This window comes from Fodinibius salsisoli (genome assembly GCF_026229185.1).
In the GTDB taxonomy this organism is placed as follows: domain Bacteria; phylum Bacteroidota; class Rhodothermia; order Balneolales; family Balneolaceae; genus Fodinibius; species Fodinibius salsisoli.
The window spans coordinates 83147-102415 of sequence record NZ_JAGGJA010000013.1; the positions used below are offsets into that span (position 1 = coordinate 83147).

Here is a 19269-nt window from a genome sequence, read left to right on the forward strand (position 1 = left end):
TCCAAGAATGAATACCTAGATAAAAAAGCCCCGATCAAATCGGGGCTTTTTTAATTTCAATCAAGTTATTAAACGATAAGTCTTAGGCCGTCATCTTCTTTTGAGCCTCTACACTTACACTACCCAGTGCAAAATCTTTGATAGCCTCAAAACCATCCAGCGTTTGCTGTATATGTTCTTTCGTATGAGCTGCGGTTGGTATCAATCGGATGAGCACCGTTCCTTTAGGCACTACGGGATAAGTAACACCACTCACAAAAACGCCGTGTTCCTCGCGCAATTTTCGCATTATAAGCTGGCAAAGATCCGTACTCCCCTTCGTTAAGACAGGAGTGACAGGACATTCTGCGGGAAGTACATTATAGCCTATTTCCCGAAGACCGTTACGAAGCATATTCGTATTTTCCCAAAGCTTCTCTCTCCACTCAGGATTATTTCGGATCATCTCAAGTCGTTTCCGCGCTGACTTTACAATGGGCATGGGTACAGATTTTGCAAAAATTTGGCTGCGGACGTTCGCTTTTAAAAACTCCACCACACGCTCTTCGGTAGCAACGAAAGCTCCAATTAATGCAAATGCCTTGGCAAAAGTCCCAAAATAAAGGTCAATACCTTCGTGGCATCCGAGGTGTGTTCCAGTTCCTGATCCATCCTTACCCATGGTGCCTACTCCGTGTGCATCATCGACAAGTAAACGAAAAGGGTATTTTTCTTTCAGAGCGATCATTTCTTCCAGTATGCCTAAATCGCCGGTCATACCAAAAGCGCCCTCTGTCACAACCAGAATAGAAGAGTTGGGCCTTGCATTGCGATGTGCTCGCTCAAGCTGCTTTTCGAAGCTTTCGATATCATTATGCTTAAATACATACTTTTCAGCCATCGCCAGCTGTTTCCCATCTACAATACAAGCATGGCTCAGCTCGTCATAAATCAAAAAGTCGTTGCGATCAACCAGTGCATGAATTACACTCATAATCCCCTGGTAACCGTAATTCAGCAAAAAAGCATCTGGTTTATGAACAAAATCAGCAAGTTCTTCTTCCAGCTTTTCATGCTCTGAGGTATTTCCAGTCATCAGTCGTGCTCCCATAGGACTGCTTAGACTATACTCCTTGGCAATCTCTTCGTCATAGGCTTTAACCTCATCATTGCTGCCTACGCCCAGATAATCATTAATACTCCATACGATAACGTCCTTGCCGTCAAATTCCATTTTTGGGCCTAACGGTCCTTCCAGTTTTGGATAAGTATAATAACCGTACCCATCCGAGGTAAATTCTCCCAACGGTCCGGGCCTGCCCTGAAGTTTGTCAAATAAATCCATAAAATGCTGAACTATAACTTTGGGTTATGTAGAATATATGCACGTTTTTATAGGTATTTTACCCCTCCTAAAAACATCTAAAAAAGGTAATGAAAAATGCTTTATTCTCAAAAATAAAGCGTTTTATAGAAATTAACTGTAATAGTCTATTGTATTGAGTCCATGCAATGCAATAGGATAAAGCCCAAAAAAATTGACGATTAGCTGATACCTTCTCCGATAAAATTCCAAGCATACTTTTGTTTTACCCTCTTCCAATTAGTGCTAAAAGCAAATTAGCTGGATATCTATGGATACTAATGACCCGCCATCCAATGGCTACGGCCCCCGGCAATGTTAACAGAGTATTAAGAATTGTAAATTTATCTATCATTTAGTTGCACACATCAACTATTATCTCGTATCTTTGAGCGTTTTGGAATTAAAGAATGATTTATGTCTACCCATCAAAAACTGTATTGCGATACTTTAGGCTGTAAAATGGCTTATGCTGTAAAAGGCATAATGCGAGCCCTTAATAAACGATTTAAAGATGAAGAAATTAACCTGACCCTCGAACAGTTCTTCCTTTTGAATATTTTAAATAATGAAGAAGGGTTAATTCTTCAGGATCTGGCGGATATCGTTGACAGAGACAAGTCTGCAGTCCTTAGACACATCAATGGCCTGGAAGAGAAACATTTTGTTGCCCGTACCAAGGATCCGGAGGATAAACGGCGGAAAATTTTACTCATAACCAAGGCGGGATTTGAGGAACTCAAAAAAGCCAAAGTGCTCGACCATGAACTGGATGAGGAAATAAGTGACGGTATTCCAAAAGAAAAACTTGAAAAACTCGACGAATTTCTTGCTGACATTTACAACCAAACAATGTCTGACGACTTCTGTTGATATCATCAACCTTTAAGAAGATTTTAATCTCGTAAATATCTAAAATTACTATCTCATGAAACGCAACAACCAGAACCTGCTTCTTTTTATAACCTCATTTCTGCTTATTTCTTGCGGTGGCGGAGGTCAACAAGGAATGCAGCCCGGCCAGCAGCAAGTCCAACCTTATCCGGTACTCAACCTGCAACCGCGTTCTATCGAACTAACCAGCAGTTATCCTGCAACATTGGAAGGTCAACAAACGGTTGAAATACGTCCGCGCGTACAGGGCTATATTGTAGATATGCCTGTAGATGAAGGAGAGGTTGTCTCAAAAGGCCAAACTCTTTTCAGATTAAATAGTGAAGAATTTGAACAGCAGGTTCGATCTGCCAAAGCCGATGTGGAAGCCGCTAAAGCCGGCGTTAGTACAGCTGAAGACGAAGTGACACGATTGAGCAGCCTTGCCGAGAAGGACATTATCAGTGACTACCAGCTGCAATCGGCTAAAAATAACCTGAAGTCTCAGCAAGCAGCTTTGGCACAAGCCCAGGCAGCTCTCGAGAATGCACAGGTTAACCTGGGTTATACCAATGTTAAAAGCCCTACAGCCGGGGTTATTGGTAAAATTCCTTACCGTATTGGAAGCTTAGTGAGTAGCACGATTGCTCAGCCCTTAACGATGATATCCAATATTACCAACATATACGCCTACTTCTCCATGAGTGAACGTGAGTTGCTGGAAATGTCGCAAAGTGTTGCAGCATCTGGCGAGGGAGGGAGTAAAACGTTACAAGAACGTATTTCTGAGATGCCTAAGGTTAACTTAATACTTCCTGATAATACAACTTACAGGCAACAAGGCACATTGCGACTGGCCAGTGGACTTATTGACCAACAAACGGGATCGGCTTCATTTCGAGCGGTCTTTCCCAATCCTCAGGAAATTCTACGCAGTGGAGGTTCGGCAAACATTCAGATTCCGGTACAACAAACCGATGCCATCGTAATTCCCAAGAAATCAACCTATGAGATCCAGAACAAACGGTTTGTGTATACGGTAACCGACAGTAATACGGTAGAAAGTACTGAAATTACCACCCTGGATCTTTCTGCAAGACAATTATTTGTTGTTGAGGACGGTCTCTCTCCAGGGATCAGCATCGTAACTACAGGCCTGGGAAGTCTGCAGGATGGAGCTAAAATTAAGCCTCAACCGGTTAATGCTGACAGCTTATATCAATCACTGACCATTGAAGATCAGCAAATAGCCCAATAGATCTACCCAATTGTCGAAACGACCCAACAATTTTAAGCATCTAACCCAAACACAATGATAAGACGCTTTATCCAACGACCGGTATTATCGACGGTCATCTCTATCATCATCGTTATTTTAGGCCTGTTAGGATATGCGGCCTTGCCCGTTTCTCTATACCCTGAAATTGCTCCTCCAACTATCCAGGTGACTGCCACCTATCCCGGAGCTAACGCCCAGACGGTACTCAATAGTGTCGTATCCCCTCTGGAGGAACAGATTAACGGGGTAGAAGGCATGACCTACATTACCTCTACTGCCAGCAACAGCGGCCGAGCCCAAATTCAGGTCTATTTCGAACTGGGTACCGATCCTGACATTGCGGCGGTAAATGTGCAAAACAGGGTCACCCAAGCTTCCAGCCTGCTGCCGCAAGAAGTTACCCAAACCGGGGTAACTACGCAGAAGCAGCAAACCAGCCGGCTGCTCATTTTCTCACTCTATAGCCCAAATAAAAGCTACGACTCAAACTTCATCGCTAACTATGCACGTATCAACCTGTTGCCGAAATTACAGCGTGTAAATGGGGTTGGAGCGGCTGAGTCATTTGGTGCTGATTCCTACGCCATGCGCATTTGGCTGAATCCCAGTGTGATGGCTTCCTATGATTTAGTACCCAATGATATCATCAGCGCTCTGAACGAACAGAGCTTTGTAGCAGCTCCCGGGGCCCTGGGCGAAAACAGCAATCAATCCTTTGAATACACTCTGACTTACAAAGGACGTCTTTCTACCCCTCCTGCTTTTGAGAATATTATTATCCGTGAAGGAGGTAACTCTTCCCAGATACTTAAGCTGGGCGATGTGGCACGGGTAGAGCTGGGCTCTCAATCCTATTCATCCATCCGCCGCACGAATGGCTCCCCCAGTGTAGGACTTTTTGTCTCACAAACCGCCGGTTCTAATGCACAGCAGGTTGTTGAGGGAGTCAAAGAACAGATTAGTCAATCGGAGCAAAACCTACCCGATGATCTTGAATTCGCTACCCTTTATGATGCCAACAGCTTCTTAAATGCCTCCATTTCCAAGGTCTATACCACGCTCTTAGAAGCCTTCATATTGGTATTTATTGTCGTCTTTGTCTTTTTGCAGGATTGGCGTTCAACCTTAATTCCGGCTATTGCCGTTCCGGTATCTATTATTGGTACCTTTTTCTTCCTGAACCTATTTGGCTTTAGTATTAACCTCTTAACCCTCTTTGCGCTGGTGCTGGCTATTGGTATTGTGGTGGATGATGCCATTATTGTAGTCGAAATCATTCACGCTAAACTGGAACAAGGAGCAGAATCGGGAGTTGAAGCATCCGTAGAGGGCATGAATGAGATTACCGGGGCTATTATTTCAATTACCCTGGTCATGGCGGCTATCTTTGTCCCGGTAACTTTTCTTACCGGCTCAACCGGAGTATTCTTTCAGCAGTTCGGTATTACACTCGCCACTGCCATTATCATATCAGCCGTTAACGCCCTGACACTCAGCCCGGCCCTCTGTGCGTTGGTGCTTAAACCCACGCATAACCATAAGGAAGGCAATCGCAGTTTTATCCAACGATTCCAGGTCGGTTTTGACGCGGTCTTTGACGCTACGAAGCACCGATATAAAAAATCACTGGGCTTCTTTACCCGTTATGCATGGACCTCCATTATCGCCATTGCGGGCTTTATTGCGCTCTTTGCATTTTTATTCCAAACAACTCCTTCCGGATTTGTTCCTGATGAAGACCAGGGAGTGTTTTTCACGAATGTAAGCCTGCCGCCCTCTTCATCGCTACAGCGGTCCCAACAGGTACTCACCGAATTGGACAGCATATTTGCCTCCGTTGACGCCGTTGATTCCCGACTTACCATTTCCGGCTTTGGAATTATTAGTGGCCAGGGAAGCTCCTACGGCTTCGGGGTAGGACGACTAAAACCATGGGACGAACGCGAAAAAAGTGTTAACGAAGTTATCGCAGAACTTCAGAAGAAAACAGCTTCTATTAAAGAAGCAAATATCTCCTTTTTCGCCCCTCCTGTCATTTCAGGATTCGGCAACACCAGTGGCTTTACTGTGAATGTACAGGATGCAACAAGTGGTGACATCGATGAGTTGGCCCAAGCAAGCCAAGAAGTGCAACAAGCCTTATTCAGGCGACCTGAAATTCAGTATGCCACTTCATTTTTCAGCACCAGCTATCCCCAGTACCAAATTGATGTGGATGTGGCCAAAACAAAACGAGCGGGCTTATCTCCTAAATCGGTCTTAGATGTGATGCAAGCTTATTTTGGCGGCCTATATGTCTCTAACTTTACTCGCTTTGGTAAATTATACCGCATTTATGTTCAGTCGGAACCTCAGAATAGAGCTACGGAGTCTGACCTGCAAAATATTTTTGTGCGGAACGGCCAAGGTGAGATGACGCCTATCAGCTCCTTCGTTGAACTTAAAAGAGTGTATGGCCCCCAAAATATATCGCGATTCAATCTCTTTAATTCAGTCCAGTTGACTGGAGCTACCAATCCCGGTTACAGTTCCGGAGACGCCATCGATGCCATTGAAGAAGTATTTGACCAACAAATATCAGATGATTACACCTATGCCTTCTCGGGCTTAACGCGCGAAGAAAGCAGGGCCAGTGGACAAGAGCTTATCATCTTTGCGCTCTGCCTTCTCTTTATATACTTCCTGCTTAGTGCCCAATATGAAAGTTACCTGATTCCCTGGGCCGTTATCCTCCCCTTGCCCATCGGGCTGGCCGGCTCCTTTATCTTTGCCAATATCTTTGGCGTGGCGAACAATATCTACCTTCAGATTTCAGCTATTATGCTGATGGGACTGCTGGCTAAAAATGCTATCCTAATTGTAGAATTTGCTCTCGAACGCCGTCGGGAACAAGGTATGAGTATTGCCAAAGCAGCTATCAATGGTGCAGAAGCCCGATTACGACCGATTCTTATGACCTCCTTTGCCTTCATCGCGGGACTGATGCCACTGGCTCTGGCTACCGGCATTAATGCGAATGCAAACCAGTCCATTGGTATTGGTACCGCCGGTGGTATGTTCATCGGAACCTTCTTTGGGCTGTTTGTGGTGCCTGTACTCTTTATCCTGTTCCAAAAACTGCAGGAAAAGATTTCAGGTCCGCCGGAAGTAATCCGTAAAAAGAAAGATGAAATTATAATGCCGTAGCGCATTAACACCTAAAGACTGAGTAACTATTACCATGTACTTTAAGCCAACATCAAAAATTATAGCAGCACTACTGCTGGCAGTATCCCTGTCATCATGTATTGCAACGAAATCATTTGAGCAACCGGATATTGAAACGAAAAACCTCTATCCTTTTAAACAGGCCGAACTCGACAGCACTACGCTGGCTGACATGCCCTGGCAAGAGGTATTCGAAGATTCAAAACTACAAGAACTGATCAGAGAAGCCCTTCGCAATAACCTGGAGCTCCAGAATGCCATTCAACAGATTCGCATTGCTGAAGCGGACTTCTACCAGGGCAAAATGAGCATGTTGCCCAGCCTAACTGCTAATGGAAGTGCTTCCTACAATGAGCAATCCGATAACAGCTCAACCCTCACGGGAGGAGCTGCCATACCAGCCAGCGAGCAGTATGCCGTATCTCTGAGCTCAAGCTGGGAACTGGATGTCTGGGGCAAGCTGACCAGCGTCAAAAAGGCAAGCTACGCTGCACTGCTTCAAACCGAAGCCACGCGTCGCGCCGTACAAACCTCTCTGATTGCTAATGTCGCTAACGCCTATTACCGGTTGTTAGCTCTGGACAGGCAACTGGAGATTACCAAACAAACCGTGGAAAATCGTCGGCAGGATGTTGAGACAGTCAAAAGTCTGAAAGAAAGTGCTGTAGTTACCGGGGTTTCCGTTCAGCAGAGTATTGCTAATCAATATGCAGCGGAAGTCACAATTCCACAGCTACAACAGCAAATTACCGAACAAGAACACGCCCTGAGCAAGCTCCTGGGAAGGGCACCGGGTTCTATTCAGCGCAGCAGCCTTAGCGAACAAGAAGCCTTGGATTCTTTATCTACGGGCGTGCCGGCTCAGCTTCTTCGCAATAGACCCGACATCATTGCGGCAGAAAATTCATTCCGTAGTGCTTTTGAGCTTACCAATAACGCACGAGCCTATTTTTATCCCTCCTTTACCCTTACAGCTGAAGGAGGCTTTCGAAGCCTGGAAACGCAAGATCTGTTTAAACCCGGCTCCGTTTTTTATAACCTGATTGGTGGGTTGACTCAGCCTATTTTTAACCGTGGCCAAAACCGGGCTCGCTTGAAACGGTCAAAAGCACAGCAAGAACAGGCATTGAATCAGCTTCGAAGTACCATCCTGGATGCCAGCACAGAAGTTTCCAATGCCTTAAGCCAGTTTAAAAATGTCGATCAGCAACTAATGCTCCGTAAAAAACAACTAAAGGCTCTCGAAAATGCCGTACAATATTCTCGTGAATTGCTCCAATATGGCGAAGCTAATTACGCCGAAGTCTTAACGGCCCAACAGAATTACTTGAGCGCCCAGATCAGCAACGTTAATGATAGATTGCTGCGTTTAACCGCTGGCGTCAATTTGTACCGTGCGCTTGGCGGTGGGTGGAACAAACAGGTAGAGGAAGAAGGTACCAACCCTGAAAACAGCACTCAGCCAAATAATGGTGAGTAAGCTGTATAACCGTATTCTTCATCCTCAATAAGTAACCCCATACCTGGGAAAGAGCCATACATTTTAAATGTGTGGCTCTTTTTTATTGTAACCTCTTTTCATTCCTATATGGGCAGCCCTGATAAATAAAAGCAACGGCTTATTTTCTACAAAGCACTATCATATCCAAAAGTTGGTTTGTTGAAATCTATTCCACAAGCCTAACGTATCACCATTTGAGCTTATCTAATAGAATAAATAGATTAAGATTCATTCCTCATTCATCAAACTGCTATGAAAAAGTTTTTCTGTATATCCGGATTAGTTTTTTCTCTTTTTAAATTTATAGAAAGCCTGTTGTTTGATCTTATGCCTGCTCTTTCCTCAAGCGAAACTGCCGCTTATAAAGCGGGGGTTGTATTGGGTATCTTTCTGATCCTGCTGGCTGCCATTGGTTATAGCTATTGGACTTACCCATTATTCATTACACCGGATGGTAATACAAATCATGCCTCAGCTTAATACTGATTTATCGATTATGGAATTTTCATTCGTCATTGGCTCACTTAAATTCAATGCTAAGTCTATAGGTATTATCCTTTTTGCTTCTTTATTAATGGGGATACTTGCTGGTCTGTACAGTGCGATTCATATCGATACCCCTGGCATTTCTCAAGCAATCACCTCGCCCATTCTCTGGGCTTCCGCCATTCCAATAATCCTATTGGTAAAAGGAATCAAAATGGGTAAGCAAATTGATCAAACATCTAAAGAGTAGCTCAAAAAGGCTCGTAAAAAAAGTTTCCGAATCCCAGGGTAAAGATCATCCAGCCATAGAATACATGCTCTACAGTAACCCAAAGAAGTGATCGGGTGCGTTGGTAAGTTAATCCAAATAGCAGGCCCGCAATTAAACTCAGGCCCACTGCCCACCAATTGTCGTAGACGATATGCAGGAATGCAAAGGCCAAGGTACTGAAAATGATTGATCCGTTTCTATAGAGTATGAGGACATCATAACGGTGAAAAAAGAACGTGCGATAAATGAACTCCTGGGGCAAAGCAGAAAGAACGGGGTACAATACCATCACCACCATCCAGAGTATAGGTTGTTCGGAGGGAAAGGAGAAAAACTGGTCCGGCTGAAACAACCAAATCAATAAGATTAAAGAAACAGCTACCAGGGGAATTCTAACTATCAGACTTTTACTTATCTCTTTAGTCTTATTGGCCGCCAGCAGCCCCCGACCAAAAGAAGAGTCTTTCCAAAGCTGGTATCCGCAGTAGGCTGTAACGAACAATAATGCAATGATTTTGGGGATGGGTACCAGATCCCAGTAAAATAGCAATGGAATTCCAACAAACAGTAGTAGCGCCTCCAGTATTAGGTACCAGCGGGGCTGTATCTTCTCCATAATCCCGTAATTAAGTTATTGATTTATCAATGCGAACGCAGGTTTTTCGTTACATGTTAATTAAGATCGTTCAAACAGATTCAACCTCATTTTCTGTCATAAAATTTGTACCTTTACCCGTTTATACAAACGCAACAATTGACTGAATGTCTCAGAAAACCACTATTTCTCAAAAACAAGAGTCAAAATCCAGCGAAGAGCGTCCCATCATCGTTAAGGGCGCTCGCGTACACAACTTAAAAAATATTGATGTTAAAATTCCCCGTAACCAGATGACGGTTGTGACGGGGGTTTCAGGATCCGGGAAGTCGAGCCTGGCCTTTGATACCATCTATGCCGAGGGCCAGCGCAGATACGTGGAGAGCCTGTCGAGTTATGCGCGCCAATTCCTGGAACGCATGGATAAGCCGGATGTGGATTTTATGCAGGGAATTTCGCCCGCGATGGCCATCCAGCAGAAAACGACCTCTTCCAATCCGCGGTCTACCGTGGGTACTACGACTGAGATTTATGACTACATGCGACTGCTCTATGCTCGCATTGGCCATACTATTTCGCCTAAATCGGGTCGGGAAGTGCAAAAAGACAGCACAAAGACTGTTATTGAACATCTGCTGGACGATTTTGAGGAAGACACTAAATTCTATGTCCTTTTCGCGATCCCCGAACACGAGCAAAAGAACCTGGAAGAGGAGTTGAACGTCCTCAAAGAAAAAGGATATCCCCGACTGCTGAATATTGAAAACGAGCAGATTCTGGATTTGACTACTGACGATATCAATCCATCCGATATTGACGCTTCAGAGTACCGGGTGCTGGTTGATCGTCTTATTCTAAAAGGCGATGAAGATACCCGAACCCGAATTGCCGGTTCCCTTGAAACGGCCTTTCGGGAGGGGAATGATCGTTGTTCCGTGAAAATACGAGACGGCGAAGAACTCAAATTCAGTGAGCGCTTCGAAATGGATGGCATGGAATTCAATGAGCCCACGCCGCAGATGTTTTCATTCAACAATCCCTTTGGCGCTTGCGACACTTGCGAAGGGTTTGGTAAGGTGGCCGGTATCGATGAAAATTTAGTCGTTCCTGAACCTGATAAAACCATACGAAATGGAGCTATTGCACCGTTTCAGGGTGAGAAGTTCAGCCGACATCTTCGCGACTTTATTAAAATTGCTGCCCGTAACAGCCTCCCTATTGATACGCCCTATCAGGATTTGACGGATGAAGTGAAAAAAATTCTCTGGGAAGGCAAAGATGAGTATGTCGGCATTCGTCCATTTTTTGAAGATGTTAAAAGCCAGTCTTATAAAGTGCATATGCGTGTTTTCTATTCGCGCTATCGCGGATACAGCCGTTGCCCTGACTGTGAAGGATTCCGTGTTCGAAAAGATGCTCTTTATGTCAAAATTAATGACAAACATATTGGCCAGGTTGCCGAAATGACAATCGGCCATGCCCGAGAGTTCTTTGAAGAAATTGAGCTAACAGAATTTGAGCAAGAAGTAGCCGACCAGGTGCTTTACGAAATCCGGAAACGGCTTAAATACCTGGATGAAGTAGGCCTTAGCTACCTTACGCTTAATCGCCTCGCCAAAACACTAAGCGGTGGTGAGTCCCAACGTATTAGCCTGGCCAACTCACTGGGCAGCTCACTTATTGGTAGTCTGTATGTACTGGATGAACCCACCATTGGCCTCCACCCACGGGATAATGACCGGCTCATTAATATACTGAAATCTCTGCGCGATATAGGAAACACCGTGTTGGTGGTTGAGCATGACCCAGAAATGATCAAGGCCGCCGATAACATTATTGATATTGGTCCTTTTGCAGGCATCCACGGTGGAGAAGTAAATTTTACCGGCAGCTATGATGGATTGCTGGAATCCCAAACACTCACCGGTAAATATTTGAGCGGTAAAAAAGAGATCCCGGTTCCCGAAGAACGCCGCAAAGGAACGGGCGATCATATCCTGTTGGAGGGTGCCTGCGAGAACAATCTCAAAATGCTGGATGTGGAGTTTCCTCTTGGTAAGCTGATTTGTGTAACAGGGGTCAGTGGATCCGGTAAATCTACCATGGTGCACGATACGTTGTATGCAGCCGTTCAACAACAGCTGGGCAGTTATAACGATAAAATTGGTCGTCATCGTAAAGTGACGGGCATCAATCATATCGACTCGGTAGAGATGGTCGACCAGTCGCCTATCGGGCGGTCTTCGCGATCTAATCCAGCGACCTATACCAAAGCTTTTGATGGTGTTCGAGACCTGTTCTCAAGCACCCGGCAGTCTAAAATCATGGGTTATGAACCCGGGCATTTTTCTTTTAATGTGCCTGGTGGTCGTTGTGAAACCTGCAAAGGAGAAGGTATCCAGACAATTGAAATGCAGTTTATGGCCGATATCGAGCTCACTTGCGAAGAATGCGGCGGTAAGCGATACCGGAAGGATGTGCTGCAGGTTAAATACCGAGGCAAGAACATCCATGATGTGCTGGAAATGTCGGTTTCCGAAGCTATCGAGTTTTTTGTGGATGAAGAGCGCATTACCAACAAGCTACAAACGCTGGAGGATGTAGGACTCGGTTACCTGAAGCTGGGACAAAGCGCACCGACGCTTTCAGGTGGAGAGGCCCAACGCGTAAAGCTGGCAAAATTCCTCAGCAAGCCGGCCGGTGACCATACGCTCTACTTCTTTGATGAACCCACGACCGGTCTCCATTTTGAAGATATTGCTAAATTACTCGACTCCTTCAAGGAACTCGTTGACAGCGGACACACCGTCATTATTATTGAGCACAACCTGGATGTTATTAAAAGTGCGGATCACATTATTGATATTGGTCCGGAAGGTGGTTTTGCCGGTGGACAGATTGTCGGCACCGGAACGCCCGAAGAAATTGCCAACATTGAAGAAAGCCACACCGGCCGATACCTTAAAACGGTACTTTAATCAGCCAGATAACGGCCGGAAACTGACTCTTGGCGACCTTTTAATTCACAGCTGGCTTGCCTCTTGGGCATGAGCAGATGCCTTGCCTGCGCGTAGCTGTTTCGGCAAAGGCCGTGGCTCACGCCAGTCTGTACAAAAGTTATTCCTCCGAAGCCCTTGTCAAAGTGAGCTCTTGTGGACCCTGTGGCCCAGCACCGCCTTATCCCTCAAAAGTAAACTCCATAGCAATTTTGTCATCCTCCTTAAGCTCACATTGATGAGAGATTGTGGTACCGTTAAACTTAGTATCGAAGGAAAATTTGTTCCCCTCAACCTCACCATTCAAAATTTCAACCTCTCCCATGCCACCTACAACATTCCCGGTAAGCGTGTCCCCTTCAACATTGAAGTTATAGGTAATCTCTACCTGTCCATTGGGACTATCCATTTGGGCAATCCAAGTTCCATCGATACCTGGATTAATGCCTGTAAAAGCAGTGAAGACTAAAAGAACTGCAAATATACCGAATAATCTTTTCATAACTACGGTAACTTAATTTTGAAAATAAATTAAAAACAAGCATATATGTGATCATATACTATACTTTATATTATTACAACAAATTTAGTTTAATATCAAAAAGTGTTCTGTCATAGGTAACGAAAGTATATTTTAACGCGCTCAGCGGTTATAAAAGACAACCCTCCCCGACTAAAGTCGGTACTCCCTTTTCTAAGGGAGACATTTCACTCATTAAACCTTGCAACAGTACAATTCCCCAATAGCAAAGAGGGGTTGTTGAACAAAGCTCTAAATCAACAATTTAACCACTCACCAGGTTATTTTACTGTAAATTTACATGGTCGTTTCTGGTTGTATCAGGTTCTTTCCCGGTTGACCTATTTTTTACAAACACTGATTAGCGCTTGAGCCTCTTCCTACCATAATTATGGACCAATAACTTTTAGTTAGAAGCCGCTCAGGATATTTTAATTATTGCATAACCGTCGATTAAGTTGCGGAAAAGCAGTAATATTCATTTTTACAAGAATAGACCCACAAAATTTTCAAAACTTCATGGATCTTATTAAGAAGTTTAAAATCCTCTCCAACCAATAACTCTTAGCTTGTACTTCTCGTGGATAAAAATATAGGAAACCCTGTTATACCCTTCCGTTAGGGCGATGAAACACGCACAGCTTCTTTCTCACTCAATCCATAGAACTCCGCTACTTCTTTGTAGTTCGAAAAATCGAGGCCGTATATTTTAGACCGCTCATCATTGATATTATTAACTGCCGTACGAATGATGCGTATTTCCGTATATTCTTCGCCCGGCCCTTCAGCGGCTTCTACCCAAAAGTCAACGAAGCCCGGATCGTTATCTACCCAACGGTGGGAGGCAAAATACATCGTACTATCACTTACACCATATCCTGAAAGATGATAGTACCAACCCGAGGGGTGCACCAAATATACGTTCCATTCACTTTCATTCATCTCGGTCTCAGTGACTCCGGTGACCTCTCGGCGGGCTAAAGAGGATGAAGAAAAATCATGCCCATCATAAATATAGAGCGTTACATTGGCATTGCCATCTTCACCTTGTGGACCCTCCGGCCCCTGCTCTCCTTGTTCCCCTGACTCTCCCTGAGGTCCCTGCGGACCTATTGGTCCTTCACAACCGGCCAGCCCGATTCCACTTACCAGCATTAAAGATAATAGGAAATACGAAATGTGGTACTTTATACTTAAATCCCTGATAATTTGTTCTCGATTGACAATTCTCATAGTCTCTTATCTTTTTGTATTATTTAGTTTAACTACAGAGCCCATCTTGAACTCTCTCCTTATTTATTCATGCGTAAAATCCGACCTAAGTACGACATTCAATTCACTTTGATTCATTAAAAACCGGCCTCTTGGGCCCAGCTTCAACAAATCTGTTTTACCGAAAGCGACTGGTCTGCTTTCCTGAAACTGCTTCCCTCCCTTATATATAAAAGGTATTGGTTCTTTCTAGAGCGTCAGCTACAATTCTAATATAATAATTACTTGCTTTATGGTATAGAAATTTTATCCCCTGATAGTAACATATCACCCCTTGTCATTATATGCTTAAAATATCTACGGTACTACACGGCCTCGTAAATATTTCTGATATCTCCATCCGCACCAATGATCATGATTGGTTAAATGCACGGAAGTGGACCTACAAAAACAGAATAGTCTTGGACATTCTTGGTATAAATTTAACGAGATATCACAGACTCCCAATCGTTTTAGCGCCTTCAGCAAGCCTTAATAAGTTGTCCATACTTTTCGTCGTAGGTTTCGGAGCGACTCTTTGTTCTGGTGTCGCTGCGTCTGCCTGGCGAGGCCCGACACAGCATGGATACCCGAAACGTTGTCGCCAAAGGCGATGGCTGAGTTTGCGTAGGAGCATATTCCCGGTAAATGATCCTCAGCTTTTCAAGCTAAAATCAGTAAAAGACGAGGTCGTTATGCGCCTTTCTAAAGCATTCGGCACACTCGGCCGACTCGGCATATACCGATGGTAGCTGAGTCATCCCCCTCACGGTCGAGATTAAAGTCCTCTATATCAGAGAGTTTCTCATATTCGCGAAGATGCTCTTCAATACTCTGAGCCGCTTTTCCGGCTTTCGCATCTGCAAAATGGCGCGCCCCCTCATGATCCGTAGTCTGTTCCCGCAGAGGGCCGGCCCAGGCGTAACTTCGGAGTTGAAGCTGTAGGTTGGCCGAAAAATCCCGGGTCTGCAACACGATAGCAATAGGTTGAAGCCCATGAAGTTCGTCCATATAGAATTCATGGGCTTCTGTTCCTCCTGTGCCACCGACACCTGTCCAAGACCTGTAACCATCACTAACAGAACGATAGCAGCTATTTTAGGGATCTTCATCATTCTTGAGTTTAAATTGAGAACTCCTGCAACACTTCTAAAAAGGGAAATGCGTAAAAACCGGGAAAAGTACGACAGAGGGGATTTGTTTTCATTGGATTATTGCCAAATCCTCAGAGACCTTACACCTTACCTTTAATCTTTTTGGATGCATCTCTTTGGTCTGCCCAAAGCCAGGTCAACCCTAAAACATCTCATTGATACCAGAGCCACTCCTTTCCAAACGATTATTAGCACTATCGCTATCATCATTTGTCTGTTTACCATCTGTTGAGATATCGGGCCCATACGAGATAATCAATATATAGTCCGGAGGAAACTCGCCTTCAGCCGGAGAAGAGGCATCCCAGTTTCTGGAATAGGACACTTTCAGACTATCCCCTCCATCCAGACGGTTGAATTCTTTTTGGGCGACCAATTTCTGTGAACCTCCCAGCGGTTTTTCATATAGATTGACTACTTGTTGGCCGGGATCCGAAATAAAATCATCCCCAATACTTTTTACAGTGCCAGTAATAGTAGCTGTACCTTCAAAATTTGATGTGTCTGCTACGTCAAAGGTAATAGATTCGGCTGCCAGATCGATTTCCGGGGCTTCTTCCTCTGCTGATCCTATAGGGTCACAGCCCAGAAGAAAAAGTAGTAACACGAGTATATTTAAAGCGTTTAAGGTCTTCATGATGAAATAGACTTCAGTTTTGATATTTGTGAATTCATAACATGATGAAACACGATGTTATGTTCCTTCTATTATTTTGTGCACAAAAATGGCGACAAGTACGCCATGATTTTTTATTGAATAAAAAACATGGCAGATTATGAAACCTGCCATGTTAAAAGTGGTGGTTATCTCACACCAACATCAGTTTGATGAGATATGCACGGCATTCTCTTCTGTTAGCCCATAGAAATCAGCTACCTCTTGATAATTGGAGTAATCGAGGCCGGCGGCTTTAGACCGCTGATCATCCACATTACTAGTCGCTGTTCGGATAATGCGAATTTCCTCATATTCATCACCCGGTCCATCGGCAGCTTCTATCCAGAAGTCGATATAATCCGGATCTCCCGAAACCCAGCGGTGGGCAGCAAAATACATGGTCTGATCACTCCATCCATACCCGGAAAGATGGTAGATCCAGCCCGAAGAATGTACCAGGTATACGTTCCATTTGCTTTCGTTCATCTCGGTTTCAGTTAGACCGCTAATTTCACGACGGGCTAAGTTTTCGGCTGAAAAGTCGTGCCCGTCAAAAATATAGAGTGTTACATTGGCATTGCCGTCTTCACCTTGTGGACCCTGCGGGCCTTCTGGTCCCTGCTCTCCCTGTGGTCCTTGTTCACCCTGAGGCCCTGTTGACCCTTCACAGCCAACAAGAGTCATCCCAAAGGCAAGAAGTATCGATAATAATAAGAGAGAGAGCTTATTTGTAGCAGCTTGCATCGTTGTTTTCGTCTGATTCATAATATTTTCTATTTGATTTACAAATTATCTTTGATGAATGAAGGTTTTTCCCCTTCTACTTACTTAAGCGTAAAACTCAGCAAAAACACGACACATAGTGGGAGTTTGTTCTTAGTCATTGATTAATTTTTTCCTTTTTGCACTTTACAAATAGTGAAATACTATCTTACCGTAGTATTTTTTTATCCTTTATTTCACCTGTGGAGCCCAATTTGGGCTATATCAGATTAGAAACGACCAGAGTCGGTGAGCCATAGATGTGCTCGGCTCCCTCGAGTTGGTGAAACAGCTCGTATGCGTAGAGATCCATATCGGCATCGCCGTGGGTCTGAGAAATTTGTCCTTTATACCTAAAAGAAGACCCAATATTAGGGTTCACGCTGGCTACATCGACCAAACGTGTTTGTCCAGCACATCCGGTACCCGGATTGATAATTACAATGGCTAACTCCTCGTTCGTTATGATCCCGTTTCCGTTGGTGTCATAGTCATTAAATGGAAATCCCGTACCGCTTTCCCATGCCTTGCGAAGCACTGCCTGGCCATATTCCGATTCCGACAAATTAGCATTTATGGTCGCTTTCGTTTGATTGAACACAACCTGAAACCCATCAGCGGGCTGAAAACGGAACTTACCACCAGATACACTCTATTTGTATGTGCTTAAAAGCCGGAGGTGTACCACACAATTTGTTGTTGCTATAGCACTCCAAATATTTAGTGCTGAAAAAATCAGGGCTGCCTGACTTTGAACTGGGTAGGCCTATAAATCAACTGTCGACCCGCTGTTCACTGGTCGGTACTAAACCATAGTATTCTGCTACTTCGTGATAGCTTGTCAAATCGACCGGCAGATTAGGCTTCGAAGATCCAGAAGGATTGGATCCTGGTATGATCACATAGCGGAACCGGGTACCCCGATCTGCAGCATATTCTATTTCGCGCAAGTTAGTGCCATCCAGTGATTCGACTATGATTAGCAGTCCCCGTTGGCTTTCTTGGTTATCCCCAAACCGGAATGAATATAATACTTCCCCTCTGGCCCATCGGGCACTTCCAGGCAAGGGATAAATTGAACTATCTCCAAAGTTTGATACATAAACCATAACCAAGGTATTGTTTTGAAGATCGCTGTAGTTGATCTGGCCTTCCAGAGATATTCTCATAACTTTTCTCTGAGGATCATCTAGATAGTTCCAGTTGGCGTCCAGCCAGTCTGAATAGATAACATTGGCATTGCCGTCTTCACCTTGTGGACCCTGCGGGCCTTCTGGTCCCTGCTCTCCCTGTGGTCCTTGTTCACCCTGGACACCCTGAGGTCCCTGTGGACCTTCACAAGCTGACATTCCTAAAACAAGTATTAGCAACAAAGGTAATAGCAGATAAGAAATGCGTTTTCCCAGCTTTAATATCGCAATATGTCTTTGTCGGTTGATGATATTCATATTTTTCGTCTCATTTTGAATTATTCATTGGTTAAAGTACGAAAGATCGACTTTGGCGATCCCTTAACATGTTTATGCGTAAAAAAAATGGTAAGCACGACACCGAACGGGTGGATATACCATCATATAGAAATGCCGCAAGGCAATTGCTTGCGGCATTATCTACCCTCTCTCTTATGTAGGCCTCTCCAACCCTAGTTAACCTTACTTTTTACCATATTTGCTTATATATTACTTTTTGAGAAGATCCCTCTGTAGAAGAAGCGCAAAAAAAGCGAAGAGTACGACATGCTATTTTAACTCATTTGTCCGTGGATAAGAATCCCAGCATGACACAACTTTTACTCGAGGCCGGTTCCGGAGATAAAGAGGCTATGGATGCACTATATCCCCACGTATACAACCAGCTCCGTGATATCGCGAAAGCCCAGCTCAGCAAAGAACGTAGCGGCCATACCATACAGAAAACAGCCTTGGTTCACGAGGTATACCTTAAACTTATTGATCAAACTCGGGTTGATTGGCAAGGCCGGACACACTTTTATGCTATCGCCTCTCGTGCTATGCGTCAGATACTGATAGATTATGCCCGGAAACGAAACGCCCAAAAACGAGGAGGCAACCAAGAGCCCCTGCCCTTTGATGAAGAAAAGATTGCCTTAGACAATCATACTGAACAGCTGCTGGAGCTTAATGACCTTATTGATAAACTGGCCGAATTTGATGAACGCAAAAGCCGGGTCGTTGAGATGCGTTTTTTTGGTGGAATGACCATCCGTGAAATTGCTGAGCTGCTCGATGTCTCTACTCGTACAATCGATCGTGACTGGCTCAAAGCCCGGGGATGGATTTACCAGGAATTGACTAAGACCTAATCTAAATTTTTTTGTAAGGATATCGGTGTTTAACGGTCTTACTAATAAAGA

At 44.3% G+C, this 19269-nt stretch carries 17 protein-coding genes; 8 read left to right on the forward strand and 9 right to left on the reverse strand.

What is annotated here, in order from left to right; all coding sequences use genetic code 11:
• Window positions 1–82: 82 nt before the first annotated feature.
• A complete protein-coding gene (locus J6I44_RS16535) occupies window positions 83–1324 on the reverse strand; it encodes an aminotransferase class I/II-fold pyridoxal phosphate-dependent enzyme (RefSeq protein WP_265767267.1) in 1242 nt (413 codons plus the stop codon).
• A gap of 435 nt (window positions 1325–1759) precedes the next feature.
• On the opposite strand from J6I44_RS16535, the gene J6I44_RS16540 reads away from it, so the two are divergent.
• The 6 genes from J6I44_RS16540 (at window position 1760) to J6I44_RS16565 (ending at window position 8938) form a co-directional block, all read left to right on the forward strand.
• A complete protein-coding gene (locus J6I44_RS16540; protein WP_265767268.1) occupies window positions 1760–2215 on the forward strand; it encodes a MarR family winged helix-turn-helix transcriptional regulator in 456 nt (151 codons plus the stop codon).
• A 55-nt stretch (window positions 2216–2270) separates the two neighbouring features.
• Entirely contained in the window at window positions 2271–3473 is a 1203-nt protein-coding gene (locus J6I44_RS16545; RefSeq protein ID WP_265767269.1) for an efflux RND transporter periplasmic adaptor subunit, read from the forward strand.
• Window positions 3474–3527: 54 nt separating this feature from the next.
• Window positions 3528–6680, forward strand: coding sequence for an efflux RND transporter permease subunit (locus J6I44_RS16550; protein ID WP_265767270.1), 3153 nt, complete (start codon window positions 3528–3530; stop codon window positions 6678–6680).
• A gap of 34 nt (window positions 6681–6714) precedes the next feature.
• On the forward strand, window positions 6715–8181 hold the full coding sequence (locus J6I44_RS16555) for an efflux transporter outer membrane subunit (protein WP_265767271.1): 1467 nt from the start codon (window positions 6715–6717) through the stop codon (window positions 8179–8181).
• Window positions 8182–8454: 273 nt separating this feature from the next.
• A complete protein-coding gene (locus J6I44_RS16560; RefSeq protein WP_265767272.1) occupies window positions 8455–8682 on the forward strand; it encodes a hypothetical protein in 228 nt (75 codons plus the stop codon).
• Complete coding sequence (locus tag J6I44_RS16565) at window positions 8669–8938, forward strand: hypothetical protein (protein ID WP_265767273.1); 270 nt, start codon at window positions 8669–8671, stop codon at window positions 8936–8938. Before J6I44_RS16560 ends, J6I44_RS16565 begins: the two co-directional genes overlap by 14 nt.
• 1 nt (window position 8939) lies before the next feature.
• Here the strand turns inward: J6I44_RS16565 and J6I44_RS16570 are convergent, their stop codons facing one another.
• The gene (locus J6I44_RS16570; RefSeq protein ID WP_265767274.1) at window positions 8940–9575 is read right to left on the reverse strand and encodes a CPBP family intramembrane glutamic endopeptidase; all 636 of its coding nucleotides are present in this window, start codon (window positions 9573–9575) and stop codon (window positions 8940–8942) included.
• Between the two features lie 146 nt (window positions 9576–9721).
• Here J6I44_RS16570 and uvrA point away from each other — a divergent pair, with 146 nt between their 5' ends.
• Window positions 9722–12532 (forward strand): excinuclease ABC subunit UvrA, encoded by a 2811-nt coding sequence (uvrA, locus tag J6I44_RS16575; protein WP_265767275.1) that lies wholly within the window; start codon window positions 9722–9724, stop codon window positions 12530–12532.
• A gap of 199 nt (window positions 12533–12731) precedes the next feature.
• Here the strand turns inward: uvrA and J6I44_RS16580 are convergent, their stop codons facing one another.
• The 7 genes from J6I44_RS16580 to J6I44_RS16610 all read right to left on the reverse strand — a co-directional run bounded on the left by J6I44_RS16580 (window position 12732) and on the right by J6I44_RS16610 (window position 18343).
• Window positions 12732–13052: a hypothetical protein gene (locus tag J6I44_RS16580; RefSeq protein WP_265767276.1), complete on the reverse strand. Its 321-nt coding sequence runs from the start codon at window positions 13050–13052 to the stop codon at window positions 12732–12734.
• A gap of 636 nt (window positions 13053–13688) precedes the next feature.
• Window positions 13689–14303: a collagen-like triple helix repeat-containing protein gene (locus tag J6I44_RS16585; RefSeq protein WP_265767277.1), complete on the reverse strand. Its 615-nt coding sequence runs from the start codon at window positions 14301–14303 to the stop codon at window positions 13689–13691.
• Window positions 14304–15026: 723 nt separating this feature from the next.
• The gene (locus J6I44_RS16590) at window positions 15027–15332 is read right to left on the reverse strand and encodes a hypothetical protein (protein WP_265767278.1); all 306 of its coding nucleotides are present in this window, start codon (window positions 15330–15332) and stop codon (window positions 15027–15029) included.
• Between the two features lie 285 nt (window positions 15333–15617).
• Window positions 15618–16112, reverse strand: coding sequence for a hypothetical protein (locus tag J6I44_RS16595; protein WP_265767279.1), 495 nt, complete (start codon window positions 16110–16112; stop codon window positions 15618–15620).
• A gap of 183 nt (window positions 16113–16295) precedes the next feature.
• Window positions 16296–16898, reverse strand: a complete 603-nt coding sequence (locus J6I44_RS16600; protein ID WP_265767280.1) for a hypothetical protein — start codon at window positions 16896–16898, stop codon at window positions 16296–16298.
• Between the two features lie 217 nt (window positions 16899–17115).
• Complete coding sequence (locus tag J6I44_RS16605) at window positions 17116–17496, reverse strand: EF-hand domain-containing protein (protein ID WP_265767281.1); 381 nt, start codon at window positions 17494–17496, stop codon at window positions 17116–17118.
• A gap of 172 nt (window positions 17497–17668) precedes the next feature.
• Window positions 17669–18343 carry a hypothetical protein gene (locus J6I44_RS16610; protein WP_265767282.1) on the reverse strand — a complete coding sequence of 225 codons (675 nt, stop codon included), beginning with the start codon at window positions 18341–18343 and terminating at the stop codon, window positions 17669–17671.
• Window positions 18344–18672: 329 nt separating this feature from the next.
• On the opposite strand from J6I44_RS16610, the gene J6I44_RS16615 reads away from it, so the two are divergent.
• The gene (locus tag J6I44_RS16615; protein WP_265767283.1) at window positions 18673–19218 is read left to right on the forward strand and encodes a sigma-70 family RNA polymerase sigma factor; all 546 of its coding nucleotides are present in this window, start codon (window positions 18673–18675) and stop codon (window positions 19216–19218) included.
• The last annotated feature ends 51 nt before the right edge of the window (window positions 19219–19269 follow it).